At 73.2% G+C, this 26,321-nt stretch carries 28 protein-coding genes and 1 pseudogene; 11 read left to right on the top strand and 18 right to left on the bottom strand.

All coding sequences use genetic code 11. From position 1 onward, the window contains the following. Positions 1-60 precede the first annotated feature (60 nt). The 12 genes from FQY79_RS07535 to FQY79_RS07480 form a co-directional block, all read right to left on the bottom strand. Positions 61-747 carry a response regulator transcription factor gene (locus FQY79_RS07535; RefSeq protein ID WP_146312307.1) on the bottom strand — a complete coding sequence of 229 codons (687 nt, stop codon included), beginning with the start codon at positions 745-747 and terminating at the stop codon, positions 61-63. 69 nt (positions 748-816) lie between these two features. Then, entirely contained in the window at positions 817-1,206 is a 390-nt protein-coding gene (locus FQY79_RS15360) for a hypothetical protein (protein ID WP_186759848.1), read from the bottom strand. A gap of 133 nt (positions 1,207-1,339) precedes the next feature. Further along, entirely contained in the window at positions 1,340-2,389 is a 1,050-nt protein-coding gene (gene dusA, locus FQY79_RS07525) for a tRNA dihydrouridine(20/20a) synthase DusA (RefSeq protein ID WP_146312306.1), read from the bottom strand. A gap of 117 nt (positions 2,390-2,506) precedes the next feature. Next, a complete protein-coding gene (locus FQY79_RS07520; RefSeq protein ID WP_146312305.1) occupies positions 2,507-3,835 on the bottom strand; it encodes a type II toxin-antitoxin system HipA family toxin in 1,329 nt (442 codons plus the stop codon). After that, complete coding sequence (locus FQY79_RS07515) at positions 3,832-4,176, bottom strand: helix-turn-helix transcriptional regulator (RefSeq protein ID WP_146312304.1); 345 nt, start codon at positions 4,174-4,176, stop codon at positions 3,832-3,834. Before FQY79_RS07515 ends, FQY79_RS07520 begins: the two co-directional genes overlap by 4 nt. Positions 4,177-4,308: 132 nt before the next feature. Next, the gene (locus tag FQY79_RS07510; RefSeq protein WP_146312303.1) at positions 4,309-5,649 is read right to left on the bottom strand and encodes a POTRA domain-containing protein; all 1,341 of its coding nucleotides are present in this window, start codon (positions 5,647-5,649) and stop codon (positions 4,309-4,311) included. A 367-nt stretch (positions 5,650-6,016) separates the two neighbouring features. Continuing rightward, positions 6,017-6,265, bottom strand: a complete 249-nt coding sequence (locus tag FQY79_RS07505) for a hypothetical protein (protein WP_146312302.1) — start codon at positions 6,263-6,265, stop codon at positions 6,017-6,019. Further along, entirely contained in the window at positions 6,262-7,152 is an 891-nt protein-coding gene (locus FQY79_RS07500; RefSeq protein WP_146312301.1) for an NAD(P)/FAD-dependent oxidoreductase, read from the bottom strand. The genes FQY79_RS07505 and FQY79_RS07500 overlap by 4 nt, the downstream gene beginning before the upstream one ends. Positions 7,153-7,225: 73 nt before the next feature. Further along, on the bottom strand, positions 7,226-7,723 hold the full coding sequence (locus FQY79_RS07495; RefSeq protein ID WP_146312299.1) for a hypothetical protein: 498 nt from the start codon (positions 7,721-7,723) through the stop codon (positions 7,226-7,228). Further along, the gene (locus tag FQY79_RS07490) at positions 7,720-8,460 is read right to left on the bottom strand and encodes an HAD family hydrolase (protein WP_246123037.1); all 741 of its coding nucleotides are present in this window, start codon (positions 8,458-8,460) and stop codon (positions 7,720-7,722) included. The genes FQY79_RS07495 and FQY79_RS07490 overlap by 4 nt, the downstream gene beginning before the upstream one ends. Before the next feature lie 108 nt (positions 8,461-8,568). After that, positions 8,569-8,922 (bottom strand): EF-hand domain-containing protein, encoded by a 354-nt coding sequence (locus tag FQY79_RS07485; protein WP_425463190.1) that lies wholly within the window; start codon positions 8,920-8,922, stop codon positions 8,569-8,571. A gap of 246 nt (positions 8,923-9,168) precedes the next feature. Next, the gene (locus FQY79_RS07480; RefSeq protein WP_146312296.1) at positions 9,169-9,369 is read right to left on the bottom strand and encodes a CPXCG motif-containing cysteine-rich protein; all 201 of its coding nucleotides are present in this window, start codon (positions 9,367-9,369) and stop codon (positions 9,169-9,171) included. 80 nt (positions 9,370-9,449) lie between these two features. On the opposite strand from FQY79_RS07480, the gene FQY79_RS07475 reads away from it, so the two are divergent. From FQY79_RS07475 to dapA, 5 genes and pseudogenes are all read left to right on the top strand, one after another. Beyond that, positions 9,450-10,634 carry a PQQ-dependent sugar dehydrogenase gene (locus tag FQY79_RS07475; RefSeq protein ID WP_146312294.1) on the top strand — a complete coding sequence of 395 codons (1,185 nt, stop codon included), beginning with the start codon at positions 9,450-9,452 and terminating at the stop codon, positions 10,632-10,634. Further along, complete coding sequence (locus FQY79_RS07470) at positions 10,631-11,200, top strand: adenine phosphoribosyltransferase (protein ID WP_146312524.1); 570 nt, start codon at positions 10,631-10,633, stop codon at positions 11,198-11,200. The genes FQY79_RS07475 and FQY79_RS07470 overlap by 4 nt, the downstream gene beginning before the upstream one ends. A 199-nt stretch (positions 11,201-11,399) precedes the next feature. Next, a pseudogene (locus FQY79_RS07465) lies at positions 11,400-12,014 on the top strand (EamA family transporter); the annotation flags it as partial. Beyond that, positions 12,011-12,922: an EamA family transporter RarD gene (gene rarD, locus FQY79_RS07460; RefSeq protein ID WP_146312290.1), complete on the top strand. Its 912-nt coding sequence runs from the start codon at positions 12,011-12,013 to the stop codon at positions 12,920-12,922. The pseudogene FQY79_RS07465 and the gene rarD, both read left to right, overlap by 4 nt. 121 nt (positions 12,923-13,043) lie before the next feature. Further along, entirely contained in the window at positions 13,044-13,943 is a 900-nt protein-coding gene (dapA, locus tag FQY79_RS07455; protein ID WP_146312288.1) for a 4-hydroxy-tetrahydrodipicolinate synthase, read from the top strand. Positions 13,944-14,091: 148 nt separating this feature from the next. Here the strand turns inward: dapA and FQY79_RS07450 are convergent, their stop codons facing one another. The 4 genes from FQY79_RS07450 to FQY79_RS07435 all read right to left on the bottom strand — a co-directional run bounded on the left by FQY79_RS07450 (position 14,092) and on the right by FQY79_RS07435 (position 18,638). After that, on the bottom strand, positions 14,092-15,399 hold the full coding sequence (locus tag FQY79_RS07450) for an ABC transporter permease (RefSeq protein WP_146312286.1): 1,308 nt from the start codon (positions 15,397-15,399) through the stop codon (positions 14,092-14,094). A 31-nt stretch (positions 15,400-15,430) separates the two neighbouring features. Then, a complete protein-coding gene (locus FQY79_RS07445) occupies positions 15,431-16,597 on the bottom strand; it encodes an ABC transporter permease (protein WP_146312284.1) in 1,167 nt (388 codons plus the stop codon). Between the two features lie 15 nt (positions 16,598-16,612). Continuing rightward, positions 16,613-17,305, bottom strand: coding sequence for an ABC transporter ATP-binding protein (locus tag FQY79_RS07440; protein WP_146312282.1), 693 nt, complete (start codon positions 17,303-17,305; stop codon positions 16,613-16,615). Positions 17,306-17,405: 100 nt separating this feature from the next. Beyond that, on the bottom strand, positions 17,406-18,638 hold the full coding sequence (locus FQY79_RS07435) for an efflux RND transporter periplasmic adaptor subunit (protein WP_146312280.1): 1,233 nt from the start codon (positions 18,636-18,638) through the stop codon (positions 17,406-17,408). Between the two features lie 200 nt (positions 18,639-18,838). On the opposite strand from FQY79_RS07435, the gene FQY79_RS07430 reads away from it, so the two are divergent. The 5 genes from FQY79_RS07430 to FQY79_RS07410 all read left to right on the top strand — a co-directional run bounded on the left by FQY79_RS07430 (position 18,839) and on the right by FQY79_RS07410 (position 22,979). After that, entirely contained in the window at positions 18,839-19,750 is a 912-nt protein-coding gene (locus tag FQY79_RS07430; RefSeq protein ID WP_146312278.1) for an ABC transporter ATP-binding protein, read from the top strand. Then, complete coding sequence (locus tag FQY79_RS07425) at positions 19,750-20,508, top strand: ABC transporter permease (RefSeq protein ID WP_146312277.1); 759 nt, start codon at positions 19,750-19,752, stop codon at positions 20,506-20,508. The genes FQY79_RS07430 and FQY79_RS07425 overlap by 1 nt, the downstream gene beginning before the upstream one ends. A 107-nt stretch (positions 20,509-20,615) precedes the next feature. Next, positions 20,616-21,803 carry a sensor histidine kinase gene (locus tag FQY79_RS07420; RefSeq protein WP_186759845.1) on the top strand — a complete coding sequence of 396 codons (1,188 nt, stop codon included), beginning with the start codon at positions 20,616-20,618 and terminating at the stop codon, positions 21,801-21,803. Between the two features lie 61 nt (positions 21,804-21,864). Beyond that, positions 21,865-22,467: a response regulator transcription factor gene (locus tag FQY79_RS07415; RefSeq protein ID WP_146312273.1), complete on the top strand. Its 603-nt coding sequence runs from the start codon at positions 21,865-21,867 to the stop codon at positions 22,465-22,467. An 86-nt stretch (positions 22,468-22,553) separates the two neighbouring features. Next, entirely contained in the window at positions 22,554-22,979 is a 426-nt protein-coding gene (locus tag FQY79_RS07410) for a hypothetical protein (protein ID WP_146312271.1), read from the top strand. A gap of 6 nt (positions 22,980-22,985) precedes the next feature. Here the strand turns inward: FQY79_RS07410 and FQY79_RS07405 are convergent, their stop codons facing one another. Continuing rightward, on the bottom strand, positions 22,986-24,371 hold the full coding sequence (locus tag FQY79_RS07405; protein WP_146312269.1) for a leucyl aminopeptidase family protein: 1,386 nt from the start codon (positions 24,369-24,371) through the stop codon (positions 22,986-22,988). A gap of 113 nt (positions 24,372-24,484) precedes the next feature. Here FQY79_RS07405 and FQY79_RS07400 point away from each other — a divergent pair, with 113 nt between their 5' ends. Further along, entirely contained in the window at positions 24,485-25,573 is a 1,089-nt protein-coding gene (locus tag FQY79_RS07400; protein ID WP_246123053.1) for a GNAT family N-acetyltransferase, read from the top strand. An 8-nt stretch (positions 25,574-25,581) separates the two neighbouring features. Here the strand turns inward: FQY79_RS07400 and FQY79_RS07395 are convergent, their stop codons facing one another. After that, entirely contained in the window at positions 25,582-26,286 is a 705-nt protein-coding gene (locus FQY79_RS07395; protein WP_146312265.1) for an HAD family hydrolase, read from the bottom strand. Positions 26,287-26,321: the final 35 nt, after the last annotated feature.

The raw sequence follows: 26,321 nt of genomic DNA, 5'->3' as shown, positions 1-26,321 counted from the left end.
CGCCGCAGCCGTGTCCCGGCCCGCCACGGCGGCGGGTCCGGCGCGGGCCGCCGGCGCGGATCAGGCTTCGGTGTTGCGCGGGATGGCGAAGCGGTAGCCGCGGCCGCGCACGGTCTCGATCGGTTTGAGCGTGCCCTCGGGGTCGAGCTTCTTGCGCAGCCGGCCGATGAAGACCTCCAGCACGTTCGAGTCGCGGTCGAAGTCCTGCTGGTAGATGTGCTCGGTGAGGTCGGCCTTCGAGACCAGTTCGCCAGCGTGCATCATCAGGTATTCGAGCACCTTGTACTCGTAGCTGGTCAGGTCGACGTTCTTGCCGTGCACGGTGACCGTCTGCGCGGCCAGGTCGAGCACGACCGCGCCGCACTCGAGCATCGGCTTGCTCCAGCCGGCGGCGCGGCGCACCAAGGCGTTGATCCGGGCCAGCAGCTCCTCGACGTGGAACGGCTTGACCAGGTAGTCGTCGGCGCCTTGCTTGAGGCCGTCCACCTTGTCCTGCCAGCTCGAGCGCGCGGTCAGGATCAGCACCGGGAACTGCTTGCCCTCGTCGCGCAGGGCCTTGATCAGCTCCATGCCCGACATCTTCGGCAGGCCCAGGTCGATGATGCCCACGTCGAACGGCACCTCGCGGCCCATGTACAGGCCTTCCTCGCCGTCCTGGGCCGCATCCACGGCAAATCCCTCGCGCTTCAGGCGCGCGGCCAGGGTTTCACGCAGGGGGGCTTCGTCTTCGACGAGAAGGATGCGCATGCAACCACTCCGTTCAGTCTGTTCAGGATGGCCCCAGTGTGGCCGGACCTGCCTGAACAGAATGCAGCGTCAGTCGTGGTCGTCGCGTGTAGGTGCGCGGCGCGGCGGCGGCCGGCGCTGGGGATCGTCCACGTAGACCCGGACCCGGCCGCGATCGTCCATCGCCTTGATCCGGTTGACGTCGCGGCCGTCGGACTGCATGCGCTCCACGCTCAGCACGCGGCTGCCGCGATGGTCGCGCTCGAACCGGCGCACCGAATCCGCCAGCGCGTCGCGGTTGTGCCCGGGCGGCCGCGCCGACGGTCCGCGCGGCCGCGGCGACTCGTGTCCGTGCCGGGGCTGGTCGCGCCGCTCGCGGGGCGATTCCTGGGCCCAGCCGGGCCCGGCGCCGGCCAGCGCGGCGAGCGCGACCGAGGCGGCGAGGATGACGACGGACGGACGGAAGGACGACACGGTCATGGCGGGGACTGCAGGGCGGGCACGGGCGTATCGCGTGGGTGGACCGGCATTCTTGGCGGCCCGCGGTGAACGGGCATTAACTTTTCCTTCACCGCCCAGCCGCGGTTCATCGCCCGCCGCCAGGGGCCCCCGGTCAGGCCACGGCGGCGCCCCGCGCGGTGGCCGCGAGCGCCTGCTCCACCAGCGCCCAGCCGGCGCCGGGCCGGTGCGCGCCGGCACTCAGCACCTGGCGATAGCCGCGCCCCCCGGGCTGGCCGTGGAACAGACCCAGGATGTGGCGGCTGAGGTGGCGCAGCGGCACGCCCTGCGCCAGCTGCGCTTCCGCGTAGGGCCGCAGCGCGCGCAGCAGTTCGGCGCGCGGGAGCGGCGCGACGCCGCGCAGCGCCGCGTCGGCCAGATGCAGGGTGTAGGGATCGTGGTAGGCCGCCCGGCCCAGCATCGCACCGTCCACGTGCTCCAGGTGCGCCCGCACCTCGTCCACGCTGGCGATGCCGCCGTTGACCACGATCTGCAGCCCGGGCCGCTCGCGCTTGAGCCGGTAGGCCCAGTCGTAGCGCAGCGGCGGGACCTCCCGGTTCTCCTTCGGACTCAGGCCCTTGAGCCAGGCGTTGCGGGCGTGGACCACGAACATCCGGCAGCCGGCCGCGGCCACCGCGTCGATGAAGCCGATGAAGCGGTCGAAGTCGTGGTCGTCGTCCACGCCCAGACGGCATTTCACCGTCACAGGCACCGGCCGGTCCAGCGTCGCCACCGCTTCGATCATGGCCGCCACGCACTCGGCCACCAGCGCCGGCTCGCGCATCAGGCAGGCGCCGAAGCGACCGGCCTGGACCCGGTCGGAGGGGCAGCCGCAGTTGAGGTTGATCTCGTCGAAGCCGTGCCCGGCCCCGATCCGCGCCGCCTGCGCCAGCAGCGACGGATCGCTGCCGCCCAGCTGCAGCGCGACCGGGTGCTCGACCGGATCCATCGCCAGCAGCTTCGCCCGGTCGCCGTGGATCACCGCGTTGGCGTGCACCATTTCCGAGTACAGCCGGGCCGACGGCGCCAGCAGGCGATGGAACACGCGGCAGTGCGAATCGGTCCAGTCCATCATCGGCGCCACCGACAGGCGCTCGGCGACGGTCGCGCGCTGCCCGTCGCGCGCCGGCGGGATCGTGGTGTCGGGGGAAGCGGTGGAAGCCATGGGATGGATCGCGTGGTGGGGCGCCGGCGTGTCGCGGCGATGTGTCGGGACGGGGCGTGGCGCGTGGACGGGCCCGAGGCCGGGTTGCGCGGCGGGCCATCGGGCGCAGTGCGAAGGTTACCCCTTCGCCGCTGAGCGCCCGCCGTCCACCAGGCCGAGGCGCAGGCCGCGCGCGATGGCGGCGGCCATGGCTTCGGGCACGCCGGCGCGGTCGGCGAAGTCGATCCAGCGCGCGACCTGGGCGTGGATCTCCCCGATCACGGCGCGGGCGGCCGGCGGCTTGAAGCCGCAGAAGCGGCCGAACTCCACCAGGTCGTCCAGTTCGAAGCCGTCGCGCTTGCCGCCCAGGCTCATCTGGTGGCGGTTGGTCCAGTGGCCGTCGGGGTTGTGCGCGTAGGCCACGTCGAACGCGGGCGACAGCCGCCATTCGCCCTTGCGGTCCATCAGGAAGGCGATGTTCTTGACGTGGTCGTCCTGGTTGCGGATCAGCACGTTGAGCACCGCGCGGCGGAACTGCTGCTCCAGGTCGTGGCGCGGCAGGCCGAGCATCCGGATCGTCTCCACCGCCTGCTCGTAGGAATGCGCGCCGGGCGCGTTGTAGTCGAAGTGGCGCATCGCCGCCAGCGACTGCATGTGCAGCTTGCGGCCGGCCGCGTCGCGGTCGAAGCGGCGGGTCATGAAGTGCGCGCGGCCGCCCTCGCGGTGCACGCGGCATTCGGTCATGTCGATGCCCGCCGCCACCGCGAGCAGGTGGAAGGCGTATTCGACCAGGCCGAAGCCCTGGGGGTCGGCCAGCTCCCGGTCGCGGTTGTTGGCGATCCCGTCGAACTTGAGCAGCCAGTCGCCGAAGCCCTCGCCGGCGCGGACCTGTCCGGAGCGGAATTCGCCGGTGTCCGGGTTCCAGGCCAGCACCGCCTTGGCCCGCGCGCCGCCGGCCGAGGTCCCCACGCGCAGGATGTCCTCGAGCGCGTCGCGGTCATCGCCCCCGTGGAGGTCGCCGGCAAGGCCCAGGCGGTCGTTGAGCACGTCGTTGGCCAGGCGGGTGAGCGCGTCGATCTCCACGGTGCGCGAGGCAGCCGCGCCGCGCGCCAGCGTCGGCCGGAACTCGAGCGCGCCCATGCCGCGGGTGCCGATGTAGCACAGGCGTTCGACCGGATCGAGGCTGCCCGGCGGGCGCCCCCGCGACGCCAGCCAGGCGTCGATCAGCGCGTTGCCGAAGCGGTCGGGCAGCGAGTCGGCGAGCAGGCCCGGCAGCCCGAGGAAGGACTCGCGCGGCAGCCCCGGGAAGGCATAGGGCTCGGGACGCAGCGGCATCATCACCGGCGCCAGTTCGATCCCGCTGCCGACAAACTCGGGCATGTACTGGAACACCGCGTGCTGGCGATCGGAAAGCCAGGTCACCGCGCCGATGTCACGGCCCCAGAGGCGGACCGTCGCATCCGTCACCCGCCGTCCTCCTCGCCCCAGGCCCAGTCGCTGGCCTTGGGCACGTGACCGGCGGCCGGCCGGGCCCGCTTGCGTTCGCGACCGCCCAGGCGGACCCGCTCGGCCGGGCGCACCGCCGGGTCCGGCAGCGCGTCGAGCAGGTGGCGCTCCAGCCCGAGTACGCCGAGCACCCGCAGCAGCGTGTCCAGCGAGGTGTTCTCGCCCGCTTCCAAGCGCTTGACGCTGCTCACCGAGGTGCCCGCCTCGCGCGCCACCTGGGCCTGGGTGAGGTTGCGGCCCAGGCGCAGCCGGGCGACGCGCTCGCCCAGTTCGCGCAGGTGGGCATCGATAGCGGGCGCCATGGCGTAATGGATCGAAAAGGGGACCTTATCCCCAATCTACACCACTAAGGGCTCATATACAACACGTTAACAACACCACGTATAACGACTCTCAAAAGAGCTGTTACCCCGTCAAAACCAGCATAAAAGCTTTTATACAGACCCATAAGCCGCGAAGCAAGGATACCGCCCAACCCCTGCCTCCGTACCCAAGCCGGCGGCGCGGAGGCGGCGATCGCCGCTTTCGCGCCCGGTCCCCGCCCCGCCTGCCGGGACCGATGCCCTCAGTGCAGGGTCTCGCAGTCCGGCGCCCGGCGTTGCGGATCGCAGGTCGGCGCCTGGTCGTCGGCCAGGCGGATGCCCGGCTCCACGACGCCATGGTCCGGGGCGTCGGACGCCCACGCGCCAGGATCCAGGTGGGCAACCTCGCGGTGGCTGGCGACCTGGGCCCGGACGACGGGCTCCAGGGACACCTCGTCCTCCTGGCGCACGATGTAGAAGTACGCAGGCGGACTGCCCAGGGCGGTGACCGTCTGCGCGTCCGGGTCGCGGGCATGGATCGGCGAGTCGGGCAGGCCGATGCGGCACCTGCATTCCCACCGAGACCGCACTGCTCTGCTCGGGCGAGAAGCCGTGCGCGTAGCTTGCGCTGAACACGTCGCCCAGGCCCAGCGCATTGCGCCAGGCCAGGCCGACCTGGGCGCGATAGCGACCGGTCATCGGGCTGCCGTGGTTGCTCGTGGCCAGGCTCACCGAATACGGACGCGCTTCCTCGGTGGCGGTCACGCGCATGTCGGTCTCACCCGGCGCCTCGCCCGGCTGCAGCACGACCGAGGTATCGACGCCAGGCAGCTCGCGCATCGACAGCAGCGCCGTGTCGACTTCCTCGCGGTGCAGGCTGCGTCCTTCCAGCCGCCGCGCGGGCGCCGCGATCGCGCTGCTGCGCACGCGGCGGTTGCCCTCGACGAGCACGCGGCCCAGCCGGCCTTCCAGGGCCTCGAGGGTGACCACGCCGTCCTCGCCGATGGTCTGCGCCGGCACGTAGGCGGTGGCGACGAGGAAACCCGCCTCGCGGTAGGCACGGGTCACCGCGGCAGCGACGTCCTGGAGCTGGGCGAAGGTCAGCGCGGCCTCCGGCGCATCGCCGGCGAGCGCGCGGAAGCGCGCGTCGACCAGCGCCTGGATCGAGGCCGGAGTGATGCCGTGGCGCGGATGTTCGCCGACGCCCGCGACGCGGAACCCGCGCGTGGGCACGGTGGCCTGCGCGCCGGCGCGCTCGCGCGGCGCGGGCACGTCGACGGTGATCGTGTCGAGCAGTGGCGGCGACGCGGGAGCGCTCAGCGCCTGTTGCTGGTCGCCCGGCTGCCAGCCGGCGATGGACGGCGTGTCCTGTGCCCCGGCGGGCGCAGCGGACAGGATCGCGCAGGCCACGGGCAGCAGTGCCCGCCGCACGCGACGTGCGCGGCCCCGGCCGTGGGCGAGAATTTCTTGCATTCCCCGACTCCGATGTACATGTGCAGGCTCCTCGCACCACGACCGTTGCGGCCATCCCGGCCGCGACGCCCGCAAGCAGCCGCATGCGCCGGCCGATGGCCGCCACAGGCGTGTCGCAAACGTGGTACCCCTTTCGGGGAGATTGCCATGTCCGGAAATCTTTTTTTCCGCCGCGCCGGATCTCCGTGGCGGTGCTTCCGCGACCGCGCCCGCGGCACGACTGCGCGATGGATCGCGGCCGCCCCGTCCCGGCTTGACGTTGTTTGCCCGATGCCTTTGCGCCGCGCCCCCGGTGATGCGCGTTTCGTGGGGTTGCGGGTCGCTTCGGCGTCAGTCGTGGCAGGGGGCTGCGCGTTGCCTCGTCGGCTCAGTGTTTCCGGGGCCGCAGGCATTGGCCCACGATCGCGGTGAGCAGGATGCAGGTGTTGGTGACGATGAACACCCAGTTGTCGAGCAGCACGCTGTAGGCGATGAAGCCGACCGAGGCCAGGCTCTGGCCGATGAACAGCCAGCGCGACACGCCCGCTCCGCCATCGGCCACCTGCTTGCGGATCTGCCGCACCAGCGTGGCGAGCAGGATCGCCGAGGCGGCCCAGCCGATCCAGTCCGGGTTCACGGGCCGCCCGCGCCGCCGCGCGCCAGCTCGGGCAGCTGGCCATGGGCATGGGTGGCGGCCGCCGCGGCCTGCCCCACCGCAACCGCGATCTGGTTGAGCCCGCCGACGACGTCGCCGATCGCGTACAGCTCCGGCGTCCGCGTCTGCTGGTGGCGGTCGACCAGGATCTCGCCGCCGTCGGTGCGGCGCAGGTCCAGGCCGTCGGTGGGCACCGAGGTGGTGAAGCCGAGGAACGAGTACACGGTGTCGGGTTCGAGCGTCTCGCCGTCGCCGCGGTAGCGACAGCGCTCGCCGTCGAACTCCAGTTCGCCCGCGCCCAGCCAGCGCACCCCGGCCGCGCGCGCGGCGGCGCCGTCCTCGCCGCCATCACCGCCGTCGTACGGCAACGCGCTCACGCGCCGCGAGAAGGCGCGCAGGAAGCCCGCGTGCGAGCCGATGTCGCGACTGTGGCCGTACACGCCGATGTGGGCGTCGCTGGCCTCGAAGGCATCGCAGATCGGGCACAGGCGCAGCGCGCCGCAGGCCAATGCCTCCTCGCCCCAGGGTCCGGGCAGGCGGTCGCGCAGGCCGGTGGCGATCATCACCATGCGCGCCTGCCAGCGGCGGCCGCCGGCGTCCACGTCGAAGCCCTCGTCCGCGGCGGCGATGCGGTCCACGCGCAACGGCTCGAACGGCACCTGCACCGAACCGGCCTGCCGGCGCAGGCGCTGCAGCAGCTCGCGCCCGCCGACGCCGCCGGGGAAGCCGGGGCAGTTGTTGCTTTCCGGGATCCAGCGCGCGCGGCTCTCGCCGGTGTCGAAGACCACGCAGGAGCGGTGGAAGCGACGCAGGTACAGCGCCGCGGTGAGTCCCGCGGGTCCCCCACCCACGATAGCCACGTCGATCATGCCGATGCCCCGCCTTCCCGATCGCCGCCATCTTGGGCCGGGACGGCGTCAACGCGGCGAGAAGCGCGGCGCGTCAGCGCCCCCGGCGCGGGGCGAGGTGGCCGTCGGGTCGCGCCCAGCGCCGGTAGCTGGCGCGGATGTCGTCGCGGACGCGCCGATGCAGGTCGTCCGGCGCAAGCCCGAGCCGCTCGGCGACGCCAGGCCAGCCGCCGCCCGGATCCTCGCGCCAGGCCTCGACCAGGCCGCGGCAGGCGCGCCCGGAGGCCCGCGCCAGGGCGCAGGCGTAATACACGTCGCCCGGGCGCATGCCGTGCCCGAGCGCATCGACGACCAGCGCGCGCGGCGCCTCGAGGTAGCGCGCGACCTCGTCGACGAACGCGTCGCGGTAGCGCGCCGCGTAGCGGTCCATGTCGTCCAGGCGCAGGTCGATCCAGTCGTCGCCGGTCCCCGGCCGCGCCGCCTCCTCCGCCGCGGCCTGCGGCCCGCCGCCGGCTTCCTGCGCGGCGGCGCCCGCCGCCGTGGCGAGCGCCAGCGCGAGCACCGCGGCCGCGGCGGCAGGCCCGGGGCTCACGGTGCCACCGGCGCGGCCGCGGCGGAGGCGACGATGTCGCGCAGCGCCGCCGGCAGGTCCCCGGCCGAGGCCACCTGGCGCAGGCGCGGATGGCCGACCACGTCCTCGGCATCGTTCTCGTGCGCCCAGGTCAGGTGGTAGGGCACGTGCACGCCCCACCCGCCCAGCCGCAGCACCGGCACGATGTCCGAGCGCATCGAGTTGCCGATCATGACGAAGCGGTCGGCACGGATCCCGAACTCCTCCATCAGCCGTGCGTAGGTGGCGATGTCCTTCTCGCTGACGATCTCGATCCGGCGGAACAGGGTGGCCATGCCGCTGTCGCGCACCTTGGCTTCCTGGTGGAACAGGTCGCCCTTGGTGATCAGCACCACGGCGTGTTCGGCGGCCACTGCCTCCACCGCCTCGCGCACCCCCGGCAGCAGTTCCACCGGGTGGCGCAGCATGTCCTTGGCGATCTGCACGATGCGGTGCAGGTCGCGCGCCGGGATCGAGCCGCCGGTGATGTCCACCGCGGCCTCCACCATCGACAGCGCCATGCCCTTCACGCCATAGCCGAACACCGCGATGTTGCCGCGCTCGACCGCGTACAGCCGCTCGCGCACGCGGGCGTCGGCGAGGTCGACGTGGCGCGCCAGGATCTGCTCGAACTCGTCCTGGGCGGCGTGGAAGTAATCCTCGCTGCGCCAGAGGGTGTCGTCGGCGTCGAAGCCGACCATCTCGATCGCGGTGTCCATGGCGCCATTATGCGGGTGCGGACACGGCATCGGCGGCCCCGGGGGGCCGCCGATCCGTGGGCCGGGGCCCCAGGGGCCACCGGCGGGTGAAGCGGGCGTCAGCCGCGGTCAGTCGGTGCCGCCGCCCTCGGGCTGGCTGGCGTTGGCCGCCGCCACGAACGCCTTGTACTCGTCGGGGGTCAACTCGCCGTCGCTGTCGGCGTCGGCCTGGTCGAAGACCTGCGCCAGGGACTGCAGGCTGGCCGCCTCGGTGCGGCTGAGCGTGCCGTTGCCGTCGACGTCCAGGTCGGCCCAGGTCAGCGGCTGCTGGCTGGTGGACGGCGCGGTGGACTGGGTCGGGTAGTCCTGCGTCGCCGGATCCTGCGGCGGCGCGGTCGTCGCGTCCTGGGCGAAGGCCATCGGGATGGCGAGGGCGGCGCCCAGGGCGATCAGTCCGGCCAGCGGCTTGCGGGAATTCTTCATCACGTTCTCCAGGGATGGGGGAAGTGCGCGGCATTGCGTCCATGACGGGCATGTCGTTCCGCTTCCGCACGGGCCCACCTTGCCGGCGCGTCCATAAAGACCGGCGCATGGCTGGAGTTAAGAACACGTTCGCCGCAGGCGCGGGTTCAGGAAGGCCGCACGATCGCGTGACCCGACGCATGGATGTTCCACGGACCCGGGCAACCCATCCGTGCGCCGCGCATCGGCCATCACGCGCGTTCGGCATCAGTCGCCTTCGCGCCGCAGCGACAGCCGGACGGCGCCCTCCGGATCGAACGTCACCGACACCAGGATCGGCCGGCAACAGACCTGGCAGTCCTCGATGTACTCGATGCGGTCCTGGTCGCCGGCGCCCGGATCGAGGCCCAGTTCCAGCGGCTCGCCGCACCAGGGACAGTGGCCGTGGCCGAGCGGGCGCAGGTCCATCCTCCGGCTCCGGCGGGCCGTGGTGGCGGCCCGCGTGGACGCTATGATGCCCCCGGTACCGCACCCGAACGAGGTCCACGATGCAACGATCCGCGATCACCACCGCCCTGCTCTCGCTCGCGCTGCTCGCCGCCTGCAACGCCGACGGCAACGCGGCCACCGCGAGCGCGGCCGCGGACGGCGGCGAGGCCATGGCCGCATCCCCCGCCGGCGAGGCGCGCACGATCGGCCCCTTCGAGGTCGAGGCCATCGCCAGCTTCAACGAGCCCTGGGCGCTGAACTTCCTGCCCGACGGGCGCCTGCTGGTGAGCGAGAAGCCCGGCACGCTGCGCCTGCTCGACCCGCAGACGCGCCAGGCCGGCGAGATCACCGGCGTACCGGAGGTGGTGTACGGCGGCCAGGGCGGCTTCGGCGACGTGGTGCCGCATCCGCAGTTCGCCGAGAACGGGCTGGTGTACCTGAGCTACGCCGAGGCCGGGGAGGACGACACCGCCGGCGCGGCGGTCGCGCGCGCGCGGCTGCTGCTCGACGAGGCCGGCGGCGGCAGACTCGAGGGGCTCGAGGTCATCTGGCGCCAGGTGCCCAAGGTCACCGGCCGCGGCCACTACGCGCACCGGATCGCGTTCCACGACGGCAAGCTGTGGATCTCCTCGGGCGACCGGCAGAAGTTCGACCCGGCCCAGGACATGCAGTCCAACCTCGGCAAGGTGCTGCGCCTCAACGAGGACGGCAGCGTGCCCGACGACAACCCCTTCGCCGACCAGGGCGGGGTCGCCGCGCAGGTATGGTCCCTGGGCCACCGCAACCCGCTGGGCCTGGCCTTCGACGCGAACGGCCAGCCCTGGGACATCGAGATGGGCCCGAAGGGCGGCGACGAACTCAACCGGGTCGAGCGCGGCGCCAACTACGGCTACCCCATCGTCTCCAACGGCGACCACTACGACGGCCGCCCGATCCCCGACCACGCCACCCGGCCCGAGTTCAACGCCCCCGCGATCACCTGGACTCCGGTGATCTCGCCCTCGAGCCTGATGTTCTACGACGGCGACCTGTTCCCGCAGTGGAAGGGCAACGCCTTCGCCGGCGGCCTGTCGTCGCAGTCGCTGGTGCGGATCGAGTTCGACGGCGAGGGCGGCGCGCGCGAGGCCGAGCGCTTTGCCATGGGCGCACGCATCCGCGGCGTGCGCCAGGGCCCGGACGGGGCGCTGTGGGTGATCGAGGACGGCAAGGGCGGGCGCCTGCTGCGGCTCGCGCCGAAGGACTGAGCCGGCACGCCACCGGCGCCGGACGCCCCCCGTCCAGGAGTGCCGCCGTGCCCCACTGGTCCCGCCTGATCCGCGATGTCCCGGACTTCCCCCGCCCGGGGATCGTGTTCAAGGACATCACCCCGGTGCTGGCCGACGCCGCCGCGTTCGCCGGCGCCATCGACGCGTCCGCCGGGGCCTGGCGCGCCGCGCCCCCCGACGCGGTCGCCGGCATCGAGGCGCGTGGCTTCATCCTCGGCGCGGCGCTGGCGCGCGAGCTCGGCTGCGGCTTCGTGCCGGTGCGCAAGCCCGGCAAGCTGCCGGGGACGACCCTGTTCGAGGAGTACGCGCTCGAGTACGGCCGCGACCGGCTGGAACTCCATGCCGACGCGCTGCCCGCGGGCGCGCGGGTGCTGGTGGTCGACGACGTGCTGGCCACCGGCGGCACCCTCCGCGCGGCGGTCGCGCTGCTGCGCCGCCAGGGCGCGCGGGTCTGCGGCGCGCAGGTGCTGGTCGAACTGTCGATGTTGCGCGGCCGCGACCGCTGGGACGACCCGGCCCCGCTGCACGCCGCGCTGGCGCTCTAGACCCCTGCGCCAGCGCGCGCGCGACCACCGCCATCGGGAAGCACCATCCCGTCCGGTCGCCCTGCCGGCGCGGCGCCGCGCGCCGTAGAATGTCGCCCCGGCGCAACGCAAGGCGCGTCGGCCGCTTCCCTGCCCACGGTGCCCGATGCGCCCTGATTCCGCACCGGTCGGACCGACCGCGTCGCCGCTCGCCGTCGCGCTGGCCGCGGTGGCGGTGTCGTCGGTGCCGCTGTGGATGGCGCTGTTCACGGCGCTTCGCGGCGAGCACCCGCGGCGCGCGGAATGGATCGGCCTGGGCGTGGGCTTCCTGGGCGTGGCCTGGCTCAACGCGGGCAGCCGCCTGGCCGCGACCCCGGTCGGGCTGGTGGCGCTGCTGGTCGCGACCATCGCCTGGGCCTACGGATCGATCTGGAGCCGCGGCCGCGACCTGCCGCAGCCGTTCATGGCCGCGGCCGCGCAGATGCTGTGCGGTGGCGCGGCCATGGTGGTCGCCGGACTGGCGATCGGGGAACGCCTCGACGACTGGCCCACGGCCGGCGGGCTGTGGGCGGTGGCGTACCTGGCCAGCTTCGGGTCGCTGGTGGGGTTCAGCGCCTACATCTGGCTGCTGCGCCACGTGCGCCCGGCGCTCGCCGGCAGCTATGCCTACGTCAATCCGGTGATCGCGGTGCTGCTGGGCGCGTGGCTGGCCGGCGAACGCTTCGGCCCGCAGGACCTGGGCGCGATGGCCGTGGTGCTGTCGGGCGTGGTCGCGATCACCCTGGCCAGGGCACGCGCGGTCCCGGCGCGCACGGTCGCAGGCGACCAGGCATGAGCCCGGGCATCCCCGACCGGCGCGGGCTGTGGGTGGCGGTGGGCGCCTTCGTCATCTGGGGCCTGATGCCGCTGTACTGGCACCTGCTGCGCGAAGTGCCCTCGCTGCAGATCGTGCTCCACCGGGCGATCTGGTGCGCGGTACTGGTGGCGTCCTGGCTGACCCTGCGCCACGGCCGCGGCTGGCTGCGCGAGGTGCTGGCCAGGCCGCGGCTGGCGGCGATGCTGGCGGCGTCGGGCGTGCTGATCGCCGCCAACTGGGGCCTGTACGTGTGGGCGGTCAACGCCGGCCACGTGGTCGAGGCCAGCCTGGGCTATTTCATCAACCCGTTGCTCAACGTGCTGATCGGGGTGCTGTTCCTGCGCGAGCGGCTGTCGGCGGCGCAGTGGATCTCGGTGGCGCTGGCCGCGTGCGGGGTGCTGTGGCTGACCACGCGCTATGGCGACTTCCCGTGGATCGCGCTGTGCCTGGCCGGCTCGTTCGGCCTGTACGGGGTGATCCGCAAGTTCGCCGCAATCGAGGCCGTGCGCGGGCTGGGGGTGGAGAACATGTTCGTGCTGGGACCGGCGCTGGCCTGGCTGGCGTGGATCGAGTTGGGCGGCGACGGCGGCTTCTTCTCGCTGCGCTGGGGCGGCTGGACCGACCTGCTGCTGGTGATGGGCGGCGCGCTCACCGCGATCCCGCTGATCTTCTTCGCCTACGCCGTGCGCCGGGTGCCGCTGAGCGTGGTCGGGGTGCTGCAGTACATCGGCCCCACCCTGCAGCTACTGCTGGGCGTGCTGTTCTTCGGCGAGTACTTCGGGCCTGACCGGGCGATCGGATTCGGTTTCATCTGGATCGGACTGGCGGTGTTCGCGACCGATGGCGTGCTCGCCGCGCGGCGCCGGGTGGTCGCGCAGCAGGCGTAGCCCGGCGGGTGCGCGCCGCCGCGCAACGGTTGCATCGGTGAGCAACGGCAGCGCTGCGCGCACGCCCGCGGCGCGGCCTACAATGCGCGGCTCCACGCCCCGCAGCCTCCTTGCCCACGCCATGAACGCCAGCACCAGCCTCCCGCGCGGCAGCATCGTCGCGCTCGTCACCCCGATGCACGAGGACGGCAGCGTCGACTACGACGCACTGCGCAGGCTGGTCGACTGGCACGTCGAACAGGGCACCGATTGCATCGGCGTGGTCGGCACCACCGGCGAATCGCCGACGGTGGACGTGGAGGAACACTGCGAGATCATCCGCGTCGCGGTCGAGCAGTCCGCCGGGCGCGTGCCGGTGATGGCCGGCTGCGGCGGCAACTCCACGCGCGAGGCGATCGCGCTGGCCGAGTACGCGCGCAAGGTCGGCGCCGATTCCCAGCTGCAGGTGGTGCCCTACTACAACAAGCCGGGGCAGGAGGGGCTGTACCGGCATTTCCGCGCGATCGCAGAGGCCACCGGCGACCTGCCGATCGTGCTCTACAACGTGCCCGGGCGCTCGGCCGCGGACATGCGGCACGAGACGGTGATGCGGCTGGCGCAGGTGCCCGGGATCGGCGCGATCAAGGAAGCCACCGGCGACATCGAGCGCGCGCAGTGGCTGGTGCGCGAGCGACCGGCGGGCTTCCTGGTCTATTCCGGCGACGACGCCACCGCGGTGGCGCTGATGCTGTGCGGTGGCGACGGCAACGTCAGCGTCACCGCCAACGTCGCGCCACGGCTCATGCGCGAGCTGTGCGCGGCGGCGCTGGCCGGCGACGTGGCGCGCGCGATGGAGATCCAGCTCCGGCTGCTGCCGCTGCACCGGCAGCTGTTCGTCGAGGCCAATCCGATCCCGGTGAAGTGGGCGCTGTCCCGGCTGGGCCGCTGCGGAGGCGCGCTGCGGCTGCCGATGACGCCGCTGGCCGAGGCCAACCAGGCGGTGGTGGAAGCGGCGCTGCGGGAGGCGGGGCTGCTGGCGTAGCCCCACCCCACTGCGCCGTCCCCGCTTGCGGGGGAGGCTCGGGGCGGGGGCCGGCAGGTCGCCGCGCCTGCTGCGCCACGCGCTTGCCGTGCACCCCCATCCCGGCGTTCCCCCGCAAGCGGGGGAAGGAGCGCTACTGCGCGCGCCCTTACATCGCGCGCAGGGCGTCGGTGACCGGAAGGGTGGCCGCGCGCACGGCCGGGAACAGGCCGCCGACGAAGCCGATCGCCAGCGCCCACTTCAGGCCTTCCCACAGCAGCTGCGGCGAGACGCGGAACTCGAAGCTCAGGCTGGCTACACCGCCGGCCAGGGTAGAGGCGGTGTAACCGTTGAACACCAGCCAGGACAGGATCCCGCCCAGCAGGCCGCCCAGCAGCGCCAGCAGCATCGTCTCGAGCATCACCGCGACCACCACCGGCAGGCCGCGGAAGCCGATCGCGCGCAGGGTCGCGATCTCCCGCGCGCGCGCGGCGACCGTGGCGAACATGGTATTGAGCGCGCCGAACACCGCGCCGATGGCCATGATCGAGCCCACCACGATGCCGATCACGCGCAGCACCGTGGTCAGGGTCCGTGACTGGCTGCTGAAGTAGCCCAGGGTGGTGTCGGCGTCCACCTGCAGCCGCGGATCGGCGGCCAGGGTGGCCTTGAAGGCGTTGAACGCCTCCGGCGCGGTGAGCCTGGCGTACAGCGAGGCGCGGCTGCTGCCGCGGCGGTAGGTCGCGCCCACCACCTCGGCGTCGGCCCACATCTCCGACTCGGTGGCATCGCCCGACTCGAACACGCCCACCACGGTCCAGCGTTCATTGCCCAGCTGCACCTCGTTGCCCGGCTCCAGGCCCTGGAACTGGCGCTGCGCGCCGCGCCCCACCACCAGTTCGCGACGGCCGGTCTCGAAGCGGCGCCCGTCCACCAGGCGCACGCCCGGCCGCACCGCCCAGGCCATCTTGCCGACGCCGCGCAGGGTCACGCTGCCCTCCTCGCCGTCGCGGCGCGGCACGTTGGCCGAGACCACGAGCTCGGCCGAGGCCAGCGGCCGGCCCTGCGCGTCGCGCGCGATCTGCGGCGCGCGCTCGATCGCCAGGATCTCGTCGCGCGAGAGCACCGACATCAGCTCCGCGGAGGAACCGCCGCGCAGCACGATCGCCACGTCCTCGCTGCCGGCGCTGCTGACCGTGTGCCGGTAGCCTTCGGCCATCGCCAGCAGCGCCACCAGCACGCCGACCACGCCGGCGATGCCAACCACCACCACCGACGAGGCGCCCAGCCGCTGGCGCAGCGTGCCAACCCCGACCCAGGTCACCGAGGCGGCCTGGCGGCCGGTGCGGGTCAGCGCCATCCACAGCGCCAGCGCGACCGCCAGCGCCAGCGCGCCGTACCACGGCAAGAGCACCCAGACCGCGAGGAACGCGATCAGCAACAGCACCATCCCGAGGCCGCGCAGCAGTGTCTTCATCAGGTTCATCCGCATGTCCTCCCAGTGCGGGTCAGCGCCCGGCCAGCGCGTCGACGATGTTCAGGCGCATGGCCCGCATCGCCGGCAGCGCGCCGACCAGCAGCCCGATCGCCACCATCAGCCCCAGCCCCAGCACCCAGCTGCCCGGGCCGATCGGCGGCAGGCTGATCGCACCGCGGCTCGCCGCCCCGACCACCGGCCCGAGCGCCGCGGCCAGGCCGAGCCCGAGCACGCCGCCCAGCACCACCAGCAGCACCGATTCGGCCAGCACCATCGCCAGTACGCTGTGGCTGGTGAAGCCGATGGTCTTGAGCACCGCCAGTTCCGAGGTGCGCTCGCGCACCGCCTGGGCCATGGTGTTGCCGGTGAGCAGCAGCAGGGTGAAGAACACCGCGCCCATGATCGAGCCCACGATCAGGCCGATGTCGGCCACCTGCTTGATCTGCGCGGCCATCGCCGCCTGCTCGGTCATGGTCCGGGTCTCGTTGGGCGAGTTGGCGGTGAGCGCGTCGATCGCCTTGGCCGCCGCGTCGCTGCGGTTCACGTCCGAGACCCGGCTGATGTACCAGCCCACCTGGTCGTCGACGTAGGGCGTGGACTCGGCGAAGTAGTCGTAGTGCATCAGCATCATCGCGCCGAAGAAGCCGCCCTGTTCGGCGTCGCGCGGACGGATCACGCCCACGATCCGGAACTGCCAGTTCAGGCTGCCGTCGCTGTTGGGGAAGATCGTCGACTGCAGCGGGATGGTCTGGCCCACCTCCCAGCCGAAGCGGGCCATCATGTCCTCGCCGACCAGCATGCCGTTGCGGGTGGCCTTCCATTGCTCGAGCTCCGCCGGATCGACCTGGATCTCCGGATACAGGTCGAGGTAGTTGGGCGCGACCGCGATGGTGAACAGCTGGTTGCGCGGATCCTGGTAGGCGCCGCCGAACCAGTTGGCCCAGGTCACCGCCTCGACGTTGTCGACCTGCTCGAGCCGCGAGCGCAGCGCCAGTGGCAGCATCTGCACCATCGACAGCCGCGACATGGTCTGCAGCCGCTGCGCGCCGTCGGCGTTCTGGCCGAGCTGGGCGAACGTGGTGCGGATGCCGTCGAGCATGCCGAACAGCAGGAACGCGGCGACGATCGAGGCCAGGGTCAGGAAGGTGCGGGCCTTGCGCCGGAACAGCGCCGCCCAGATGAGGTGGAAATATTTCATCGCGCGCCTCCCGGCTCAGGCCACGTGGGCCTGCTGCCCGACCAGAGTGCCCTTGTCCAGATGCAGGGTGTGGCTGGCGTACCCGGCGGCCCTGGGATCGTGGGTGACCATCACGATGGTCTTGCCATGCTCGCGGTTGAGCGTCTGCAGCAGGCCCAGGATCTCCTCGGCCGACTGGCGGTCGAGGTCGCCGGTGGGCTCGTCGCAGATCAGCAGCTTGGGGTCGGAGACGATCGCGCGCGCGATCGCCACGCGCTGCTGCTGCCCGCCCGACAGCTCGCCCGGCTTGTGCGAGACGCGGTCAGCCAGGCCCACCAGGGTCAGCGCGATCTGCGCGTTGCGCTTGCGCTGCGCCGCGCCGAGCCTGGTCAGCAGCAGCGGCAGCTCCACGTTCTTCTGCGCGCTCAGCGCCGGCATCAGGTTGTAGAACTGGAACACGTAGCCCACGTTCTGGCTGCGCCAGTGCGACAGCCGCCCGCCGCCGAGCTGGTCGATGCGCTGGCCGTCGACCTCGATGCTGCCCGAGGTGGGCGAGTCCAGGCCGCCGATCAGGTTCAGCAGTGTGGTCTTGCCCGAGCCCGACGGGCCCATCAGGGCGACGAAATCGCCCTGCTCGATGTCAAGGTCGATGCCGTGCAGCACCTCCACCTTCTCGGGGCCGCGCTGGTAGGTCTTGGTCAGGCTGCGGATCGATACCAGGGGTGCCATGGCGTTGCCTCGCTGTGTCGGGTTGGCGGGGATGTCCCCGGGGATCCGTGCGCCGCGCGTCGCCGCGCCGCGCCCGGAGGTCATGCAGTGCCGGCCGCGTTCACCTCGCGCCGGCCTCGACGCGCGCGCCGTCGGCGAGTCCGTCCGGCGGCCGGACCACCACCGTCTCGCCCGGGGCCAGCCCGGAGACGACCTCGCGGTCCTCGGCCAGCGGCGCGCCGGCCTCCACCTGGCGCAGTTCCACCGTGCCGTCGCCGCGCACCACGTACACCGCGCTGGCGCCGTCGCGCCGGACCACGGCCGAGGCCGGCACGCGCACGCCCGGGCGCGGCTCCTCGCCGTCCTCCGGCGCCTTCTCCAGGAAGCGCACGGTCACGCCCATGTCCGGGACGATGCGCGCGTCCTTCTCCTTCAGCGCCACCCGCACCCGCACCGTGGCCTTGCCGCGGTCGGCCGCGGGGATGATCGCGATCACCTCGGCCGGGATCTTCCAGTCCGGGTAGGAGGTGAGCGTGGCCTCGACCGGCATCTTCGGCTGCACCCGGCCGATGTAGGCCTCGCCCACGTCGACCTCCACCTCCAGCGAATCCATGTCCACGATGGTGCCGATGCCGGTGCGGGTGAAGCCGCCACCGGCCGACAGCGGCGAGACGATCTCGCCCGGCTGCGCCGCCTTGGCGACCACCACGCCGGCGAACGGCGCGCGCACCACGGTGTTGTCCACGCCGATGTCGGCGATGCGCAGGCCGTCGGCGGCGACCTCGACGTTGCGCCGCGCCGCCGCCAGCTCCGCGCGCATGGCATCGCGCTGGGCGATCGCCTCGTCGTACTGCGCCTGCGACACCAGCTGGCGGCCGACCAGCTGCGCCAGCCGTTCGGCGTTGGCCTCGGCCTCCTTCAGCCGCGCCTCGAGGCTGCCGGCCTGGCTGCGCGCGGCCTGCAGCTGGGACCGGGCGAGCGCGCGCTGGGCATCGGCGTCGATCGGATCGAGCCGCGCCATCACCTGGCCTTCCTCGACCCGCATGCCTTCCTCGATCAGCACCTCGCGCACGCGCCCGGTGATCTTGGCCGAGACCGTGGCCATGCGCCGCGCCACCACGTAGCCCGAGGCGTCGAGCACCGAGGCCGGCGCGTTGCCGGCCGACAGCGACACCGCAGTGGCGGTCTGCACCGGCACCGGCGCCTGGCGTCCGAACAGCCACCAGCCGCCCAGCGCCAGCAGCGTGAGCAGCACGATGCTCGCCAGCACGATCCACAGCCCCTTGCGCGAGGGCGGCGGTCCGGGCGAGCGGTCGATGCGGAGTTCCCTGAGCAGGTCGGCGTTGGTGTTCATCGTTGAACCAGACGTGGGCCGGCGGCCATTGTGACCCACCGCGTGGACGGACCCATGGGCCGCGGCAGGACAAGGATAGCGGCCGGGAGCGCGCGCGCCCCCTGACAGCTGTCACCCGAATGCGTTGACGTGCGTGGCTGCCAGGGTCCGCGCGGCCGCCGCATGATGCCGGCAGGTCCCGCCACGACGGAGCACGACCCATGGAATCGACACCACCCCTCGCCGTGCTGCGCGGCGCCTGCAAGCGCTATGGCGCCACCCGCGCGCTCGACCGCGTCGACCTGCGGCTGCACGCCGGCCAGGTGACTGCCCTGCTGGGCGTCAACGGCGCCGGCAAGAGCACCGCGGTCGCACTGCTGCTGGGGCTGCTGGCGGCCGATGCCGGCGAGGCCTCGGTGTTCGGCCGGGCGCCGGGCAGCCTCGCGGTGCGGCGCCAGTGCGGGGCGATGCTGCAGACCGCGGCACTGCCCGACCGGCTCGAGGTGGGCGAACTGCTGGACATGGTGCGCGCCGGCTACCGGCGGCCGCGCAGCGTGGCCGACTGCGTCGCGCTCGCCGGCCTCGACGGGCTGCTCGGCCGCCGTTACGGGAAGCTGTCGGGCGGACAGCAGCGGCGGGTGCAGTTCGCGCTCGCGATCTGCGGCCGCCCGCGCCTGCTGTTCCTCGACGAGCCGACCACCGGCCTGGACATCGACGCCCGCCAGGGTCTGTGGGCCGCGGTGCGCGAGCTGGTGGCCGAAGGCAGCGCAGTGCTGCTCACCACGCATTACCTGGAGGAAGCCGAGGCGTTGTCGGACCGCGTGGCGGTGCTCGACGGCGGCCGCCTGGTCGCGGAAGGCAGCGTGGACGAGGTACGTGCGCGGGTCTCGTTGCGGCGGATCCGGTGCCGCTCGCGCCTGGCCGCCGAGGCGGTGGCGCAGTGGCCGGGCGTGGTCGAGGCAGCGCGCGAGGGCGAGGCGCTGCGCATCGCCGCCGAACCGGCCGAGCCGGTGGTGCGGCGCCTGCTCGAGTCCGATCCCGCACTGCGCGAACTGGAGATCCGCCGCGCCGGCCTGGCCGACGCCTTCCTCGCCCTGACCCGTTCCACGGACGCCCGGCAGGAGGCCGCCTGATGCACGCCGCCACCACCTTGCGCGCGCCGCTGCGCGCCCACCTCGCCGAGGCCCGCTGCGAACTGCTGCGGATGGCGCGCGAGCCCGCGTTCTGCCTGCCGGTGCTCGGCTTCCCGGCGATGTTCTACCTGCTGTTCGCGGTGGTGCTCAACCGCGGCAACCCCGGCGCCGCCGGCTACCTGCTGGCGAGCTACGGCGCGTTCGGCGTGATCGGCGCGGCGATGTTCGGCTTCGGCGTCACCATCGCCGTCGACCGCGACCGCGGCTACCTGCGCCTGCGCCGCACCCTGCCCACGCCGCCGGGTTCGCTGCTGCTGGCGAGGATGACGATGGCGATGCTGTTCGCCGCCGCGATCTCGCTGCTGCTGGCGGCACTGGCGGCGACCGCGGGCGGGGTCCGGCTGGCACCCGCGCAGTGGGCCGGGCTGGCGCTGGTGAACATGGCCGGGGTGCTGCCGTTCGCGGCAATCGGGCTGTGGATCGGCACCCTGGTCGGCGGCAACGCCGCGCCGGCGCTGCTCAACGTGCTGTATCTGCCGATGGCGTTCCTGTCCGGGCTTTGGTTACCGCTGTCGATGCTGCCCGGCTGGCTGGCGAAGCTGGCACCGGCCTGGCCGGCCTACCACCTGGGCCAGCTTGCACTGAAGGTGGTGGGGCACGACGATGGCGGCCGGACCTGGGCGCACGTCGCGGTCCTGGCGCTGGCGACGGTGGCGTTCTTCGCCCTGGCCCGGCGACGCCTGCACGCCGGCGGATGACCGGCGGCATCCAACCCGAGGACCGCATGACCACCACCGGCCCTGGATCCGGACCCGAGCCGCTTCCCGCCTCCGCCGCCGCGCGCGGGCCGGGCCGCGCCGCAGGCTTGCGCGCGGCGCTCGTGCGCCTGCTCCGGCACGCGCTCTCGCCGCGGCCGGGATCGATCGCCGCGGCCGACCAGCGCATGGGCCGCTCGCCCTGCCAGGCGATGGTGCACGTGGTCTGGTCGGCCTGGCTGTTCGTCACCCCGGCGTTCGCCGGCGGCCTCGCCGGCTACACCCTGCGCTGGGCCGGGATCACCGCGGTGTCGTTCCCGCTGTTCCTGTGGCTGTACGCGATGACCGTGGTGCAGTCGCCGCGCAAGGCCTACGCGGCCGCGCTGGCGATGGTGGCGATGTGCCTGTTGCTGCTGCCCTGGTATCCGTCTGGCATGAGCTACTTCGTGTTCGGCTGCGTGATGCTGCAGCCGCGCAGCGGCCGGTCGCTGGCGCCCTACCTGCTCGCGCTGGTGGCGCTCAACGCGGTGCTCGTGGGCTACGCCCTGCACCTGGGCTATCCATGGCAGGCGCTGGTGTGGATCCCCATGGTCACCGCGATCGTCTGCGTGCTGGTGATGTTCGACCGCATCGGGCGCGAGCGCGACGCCGCCCTGAGCCTGTCGCACGAGGAAGTGCGGCGGCTGGCGGCGCTGGCCGAACGCGAACGCATCGGCCGCGACCTGCACGACCTGCTCGGGCACACGCTGTCGATGGTGGCGCTCAAGTCCGACCTGGCCGGGCGCATGCTCGAACGCGACCCGCAGGCCGCGCGCGCGGAGATCGGCGAAGTCAGCCGGGTCGCGCGCGAGGCGCTGGCGCAGGTGCGGCGCGCGGTCAGCGGCATCCGCGCCGCCGGTATCGCCGCCGAACTGGCCTCGGCCAAGCTGCTGCTGGAGACCGACGGCGTCGCCTTCTCCTACCGCTTCGACGAGGGCTTCAGCGACAGCGCGCTGCCGCCGGGCGTGGAGAGCGCACTTGCGCTGACGGTGCGCGAGGCCGCCACCAACATCCAGCGCCATGCCCGCGCCGGCAGTGCCGAGGTCAGCTTCACGCTCGAGGGGGACGAGGTGGTGCTGCGCATCGTCGACGACGGGCGCGGCGGCACGATCGTGCCGGGCAACGGGCTGTCGGGCATGCGCGAACGGCTCGAGGCCGTGCGCGGCCGGCTGCGCGTGGACACTGGCCGGAAAGGCGGCACCCTGGTCGAGGCGCGGGTACCGCTGGCGGCCGACGACGACGGAACGCGCACGCCGTGACGGCGCCACCGCGGGTCGAACTGCTAACGTTGCGCCCCATGCAGGCGCCCAGGTCCAACCGATGATCCGCGTCGTGCTGGCCGAGGACCAGGCCATGCTGCGCAGCGCGCTGGCCGCGCTGCTGGGGCTGGAATCCGACATCGAGGTGGTGGGCACCGCCGGCGATGGCGAATCGGCCTGGCGCGAACTGCAGCGGCTCTCGCCGGACGTGCTGGTCACCGACATCGAGATGCCCGGCCTCACCGGGCTCGAACTCGCCCAGCGCATCCAGCGCCACGGGCTGCCGGTGAAGGTGGTGATCGTGACCACCTTCGCCCGCGGCGGCTTCCTGCGCCGGGCGCTGGACGCGGGCGTGTCGGGCTACCTGCTCAAGGACGCGCCGGTCGAACAGCTGGCCGACGCGCTGCGCCAGGTGCACCGCGGCGGCCGCGCGATCGACCCGCAGCTGGCGCTGGAAGCCTGGAGCGAACCCGACCCGCTCAGCGACCGCGAGCGCCAGGTGCTGCGCCTGGCCGGCGAGGGCCTGTCCGCGGGCCAGATCGCCGGCCGCCTCAGCCTGTCCCACGGCACGGTGCGCAATTATCTGTCCGAGGCGATCGGCAAGCTCGGCGTGGGCAACCGGATCGAGGCCTACCGGCTGGCGCGCGAAAAGGGCTGGCTGTAGCGCCGGCGCGGGCCATCCCGCGGTGAAGCATGCCCTGCCCGCGGCGCGGGTCTAGACTCGGCCCACGTCCATCGGGAGCCGCCGCCATGTCGCGTTCCGTGCCAGTCCCGTTCCGGGTCATCGCCGTGCTCGGCCTGCTGTGGAACCTCTACGGCTTGGCGATGTTCTGGCTCAACCTCACCATCAGCCCGGAAGCGGTGGCGGCGCTGCCCGACGCCCAGCGCGAGATCACCCTCGCGATGCCGCGCTGGATCATGCTGCCGTTCGCCATCGCCACCATCGGCGGCGTGCTCGGCATGCTGGCGCTGCTGCTGCGCCGGCGCTGGGCCACGCCGCTGCTGCTGGCCTCGCTGCTGGCGCTGGTCGTGCAGTTCGTCGCCGTGTACGCGACCACGCCGGTATGGGCGCTGACCGGCGCGGCGGGCGCGGTGTTCCCGCTGCTGCTGTGGCTGGTGGCACTGGGGCTGTGGCTGTACGCGCGCCGCGCCGCCGCGCGCGGCTGGCTGCGCTGAGGCGGCTCAGCCGCCGCAGCGCGCCTTGAGCATCGCGTAGGCCGCGCGCAGGCCCAGCGCCTCGCCGCCGGCGGGGCGCCCGGGGCGGTGGTTGTCGTTCCAGGCGTACACGTCCAGGTGCGCCCACTTGGTGCCCTCGGGCACGAAGCGCTCCAGGTACAGCGCGGCGGTGACCGCGCCGGCCATGCGCGAGCCGGCATTGGCGATGTCGGCGACATGGCTGGTCAGGTAGCGCAGGTAGGGGCGCCACAGCGGCATCCGCCACAGCGGGTCGCGCTCGCGCTCGCCGGCCGCGAGCCAGTCGGCGGCGAGCGCGTCGTCGTTGGCGAACAGCGCCGGCAGGTCGGGGCCGAGCGCGATCCGCGCCGCGCCGGTGAGGGTGGCGAAGTCCAGCACCAGGTCGGGCCCGAGCTCGCCGGCCAGGGCCAGCGCGTCGCACAGCACCACCCGGCCTTCGGCGTCGGTGTTGTCGATTTCCACGCTCACGCCCTTGCGCGTGGCCAGGACCTCGCCGGGCCGGTAGGCGTCGGGGCCGATGGCGTTGTCCACCGCCGGCACCAGCAGGGTCAGGCGCAGCGGCAGCCGGCGCGCCATCAACAGTTCGGCCAGGGCGATCGCGTGCGCCGCGCCGCCCATGTCCTTCTTCATGTTGCGCATGCCGTCGGCCGGCTTCACGTCCAGGCCGCCGGTATCGAAGCACACGCCCTTGCCCACCAGCACCAGGTGCGGGCGGCTGCCTTCGCCGCCGGCGTCCCAGTCCAGGCGCAGCAGGCGCGGGGCGCGGTGCGAGGCGCGGCCGACGGCGTGGATCGCCGGGAAGCCCTGCTCCAGCAGGGCGTCGCCGACGATGCTGGCGAAGCCGGCGCCGTGGGCGCGGGCGATCGCGGCCATCTCGGCCTCCAGTTCGGCCGGGCCCATGTCCTGGGCGGGGGTGTTGACCATGTCGCGCACCCGCACGCACGCGGCAAGCACGTCGCGCACCTCCGGGTCCAGGGCCAGCGCCAGCCGCGCCGGCGCCGGGCCGCCGGCCTTGTAGCGGTCGAAGCGGTAGGCGCCCAGGCCCCAGCCCAGCTGCAGCGCACGCGCGGCGGCCGGTTCGGGCGCCGCGACCGGGCGCCAGTCGCCCCCGGGCAGCGCGGTGGGCGCGTGCGCATAGGCGCAGGGATCGAGCCGATCGCCGATCCCGACCACCGCGCCCGCCACCCCGCCCTCGCCCGGCAGCAGCGCCACGCTGCCGGCGGCGGCGGTGAAGCGCTGCCGCGACAGCCAGGCCTGCACCAGCGCGGGCTGGGCCTGCAGCCAGTCCTGGAAACGGTCGTGGCCGACGAGGTGCAGCGGCGCGGCGTCGGCGTCCTGGGGCGCGAAGCCCGGCGGAAGGGGGTGCTGGTCCATCGTGCAAGTTTGACCGAATCGGCCGCGCTTGCCCACGCGCGGTGGCCGGGCCACGGCGCGTTCGACGTTTGGACGGACGGGGATCGGTAGCAGATCGGAACATCTTGGACGACGTGATCGTGCGCTGGGGACCGCTGGGGACCCTCGGCGCGGAAGAACTCGCACAGTGGAGCGCGCTCGGCCGGGGCACGTCGTGGTCGAACCCGTTCGCCATGCCCGAGTTCGTGCTGCCCGCGGCGCGCTGGCTGGAGGGCCCGGAGCCGGCCGTGGTGCGCGTGCTGCGCGGCAACGCGTTGCTCGGGGTGGGCTGCTTCGTCGACCAGGGCCCGGACCTGTTCGCGCCGTTGCGGCGCCTGGGCAGCTTCCGCAGCCTGCACTCCTACCGCTGCGGGCTGCTGGTGCGCGACGGCGAGGACGACGTCGTGGCCCGGGCCCTGCTGCAGTCGGCCCGCACCGCGGCGCCGCGACGGCGGCACGGCCTGTCGTTCGAACGGCTGGCGCTGGGCGATCCGCTCAGCCGCGAGCTCGAGCGCAGCGCCGCGCGCCTGGGCGGCAGCTGGCACGAGCGCGCGCGCTTCGAGCGCCCGGTGCTGCGCCTGGACGCCGGCCCGGTGGAGGCGCGCGTGCCGGCCGCGGTGCGCAAGGACCTGGAGCGGCGCCTGCGCCGCCTGCGCGAGCAGGGCGCGGTCGAGTTCCGCCTGCTGCACGGCAACGACGCCGGCGAGGCCGCGGTCGAGCGCCACCTGCGCCTGGAGCACCAGGGCTGGAAGCGCGAGGCCGGCACCTCGCTGCTGGCCTGCGAGCGCCAGGCCGCGTTCTTCCGCGACATGTGCGCGCGTTTCCGCGCGGTCGGGGCAATGGTGTTCGGCGAACTGGTGCTCGACGGCCAGGCCATCGCCTCCACCAGCAACATCCTGCTCGGCGACACCCTGCACGCGTTCAAGAGCGGCTGGGACCCGGCGTTCAAGCGCTACAGCCCCGGCCGGCTCAACGAGTGGATGCTGATGCGGGCGCTGCCCGACGCCTGGCCCGGGCTGCGCTGCTTCGACAGCATGTCCGGCGAAGGCGGCTACATGGCCGAACTGCTGCCCGACCGCGAGCCGGTGGCCAGCGGCGCGTTCTCGCTGTCGCGGCCGGCGCGGTTCGCGCTGCACGCCGCGCGGGCCTGGCGGCCGCTGGCCTGGCGCCTGTCCAGCGACTGAAGCGCCGCTCAGGCCGGTTCGGCCACGCGTTCGAACCAGTCGGCCAGCCCGGCCAGCGAATCGAAGTGCAGGTCCGGGATCACGTCCTCGTGCGGCCAGCGCGCCTGCACCCGGTTGATCCAACAGCTGCGCAGGCCGGCGAGCGCCGCGCCGCGCACGTCGGCATCGACGTGGTCGCCCACGTGCAGCACCTCGTGCGGAGCGCAGCGCAGCCGCTCGCAGGCGGCGAGGAAGAAGCTCGCCTCCGGCTTCCCGGCGCCATGCTCGTGGGCATGCACCTGGAAGGCGAAGTGCTGGTGGATGCCGCAGCGCACCAGGTCGGCGTTGCCGTTGCTCAGCGCCACCACCGGCACCCGCGCGGCGATGCGCGCCAGCGCGTCGAGCGCGTCGGGGTAGAACTCCACCCGGTTGCGCTCGGCGTAGAACGCCTCGTACGCCGCGTCCACCAGCGCCGGGTTGCCTCCGCTCTCGCGCAGCGCACGCTCCAGGGTCATCCGCCGCAGCGCGCCCATGTCGTGGGCCAAGTGCGGGTTCTCGCGCCACACCCGTTCGCGCAGCGCGCGCATGGCCTCCACCGGGAACATCTCCGCGGTGGCCGGGCTGTGCTCGCGCATCCATGCGTCGAGCACGCGCTCGATCCGCGCCCCGATCGGGGCGAACGGCCACAGGGTGTCATCGAGGTCGAGGGTGACGGCGCGGATGCTGGCGTTCACGGCCCCATTGTAGGCCGGGCGCGCACGCCGCGCCC

The sequence above is a fragment of the Luteimonas wenzhouensis genome, assembly GCF_007859305.1.
Taxonomy (GTDB): domain Bacteria; phylum Pseudomonadota; class Gammaproteobacteria; order Xanthomonadales; family Xanthomonadaceae; genus Luteimonas; species Luteimonas wenzhouensis.
The sequence above is the reverse complement of the archived record's forward strand: the minus strand, read 5'-3'. Positions and strand labels throughout refer to the sequence as shown.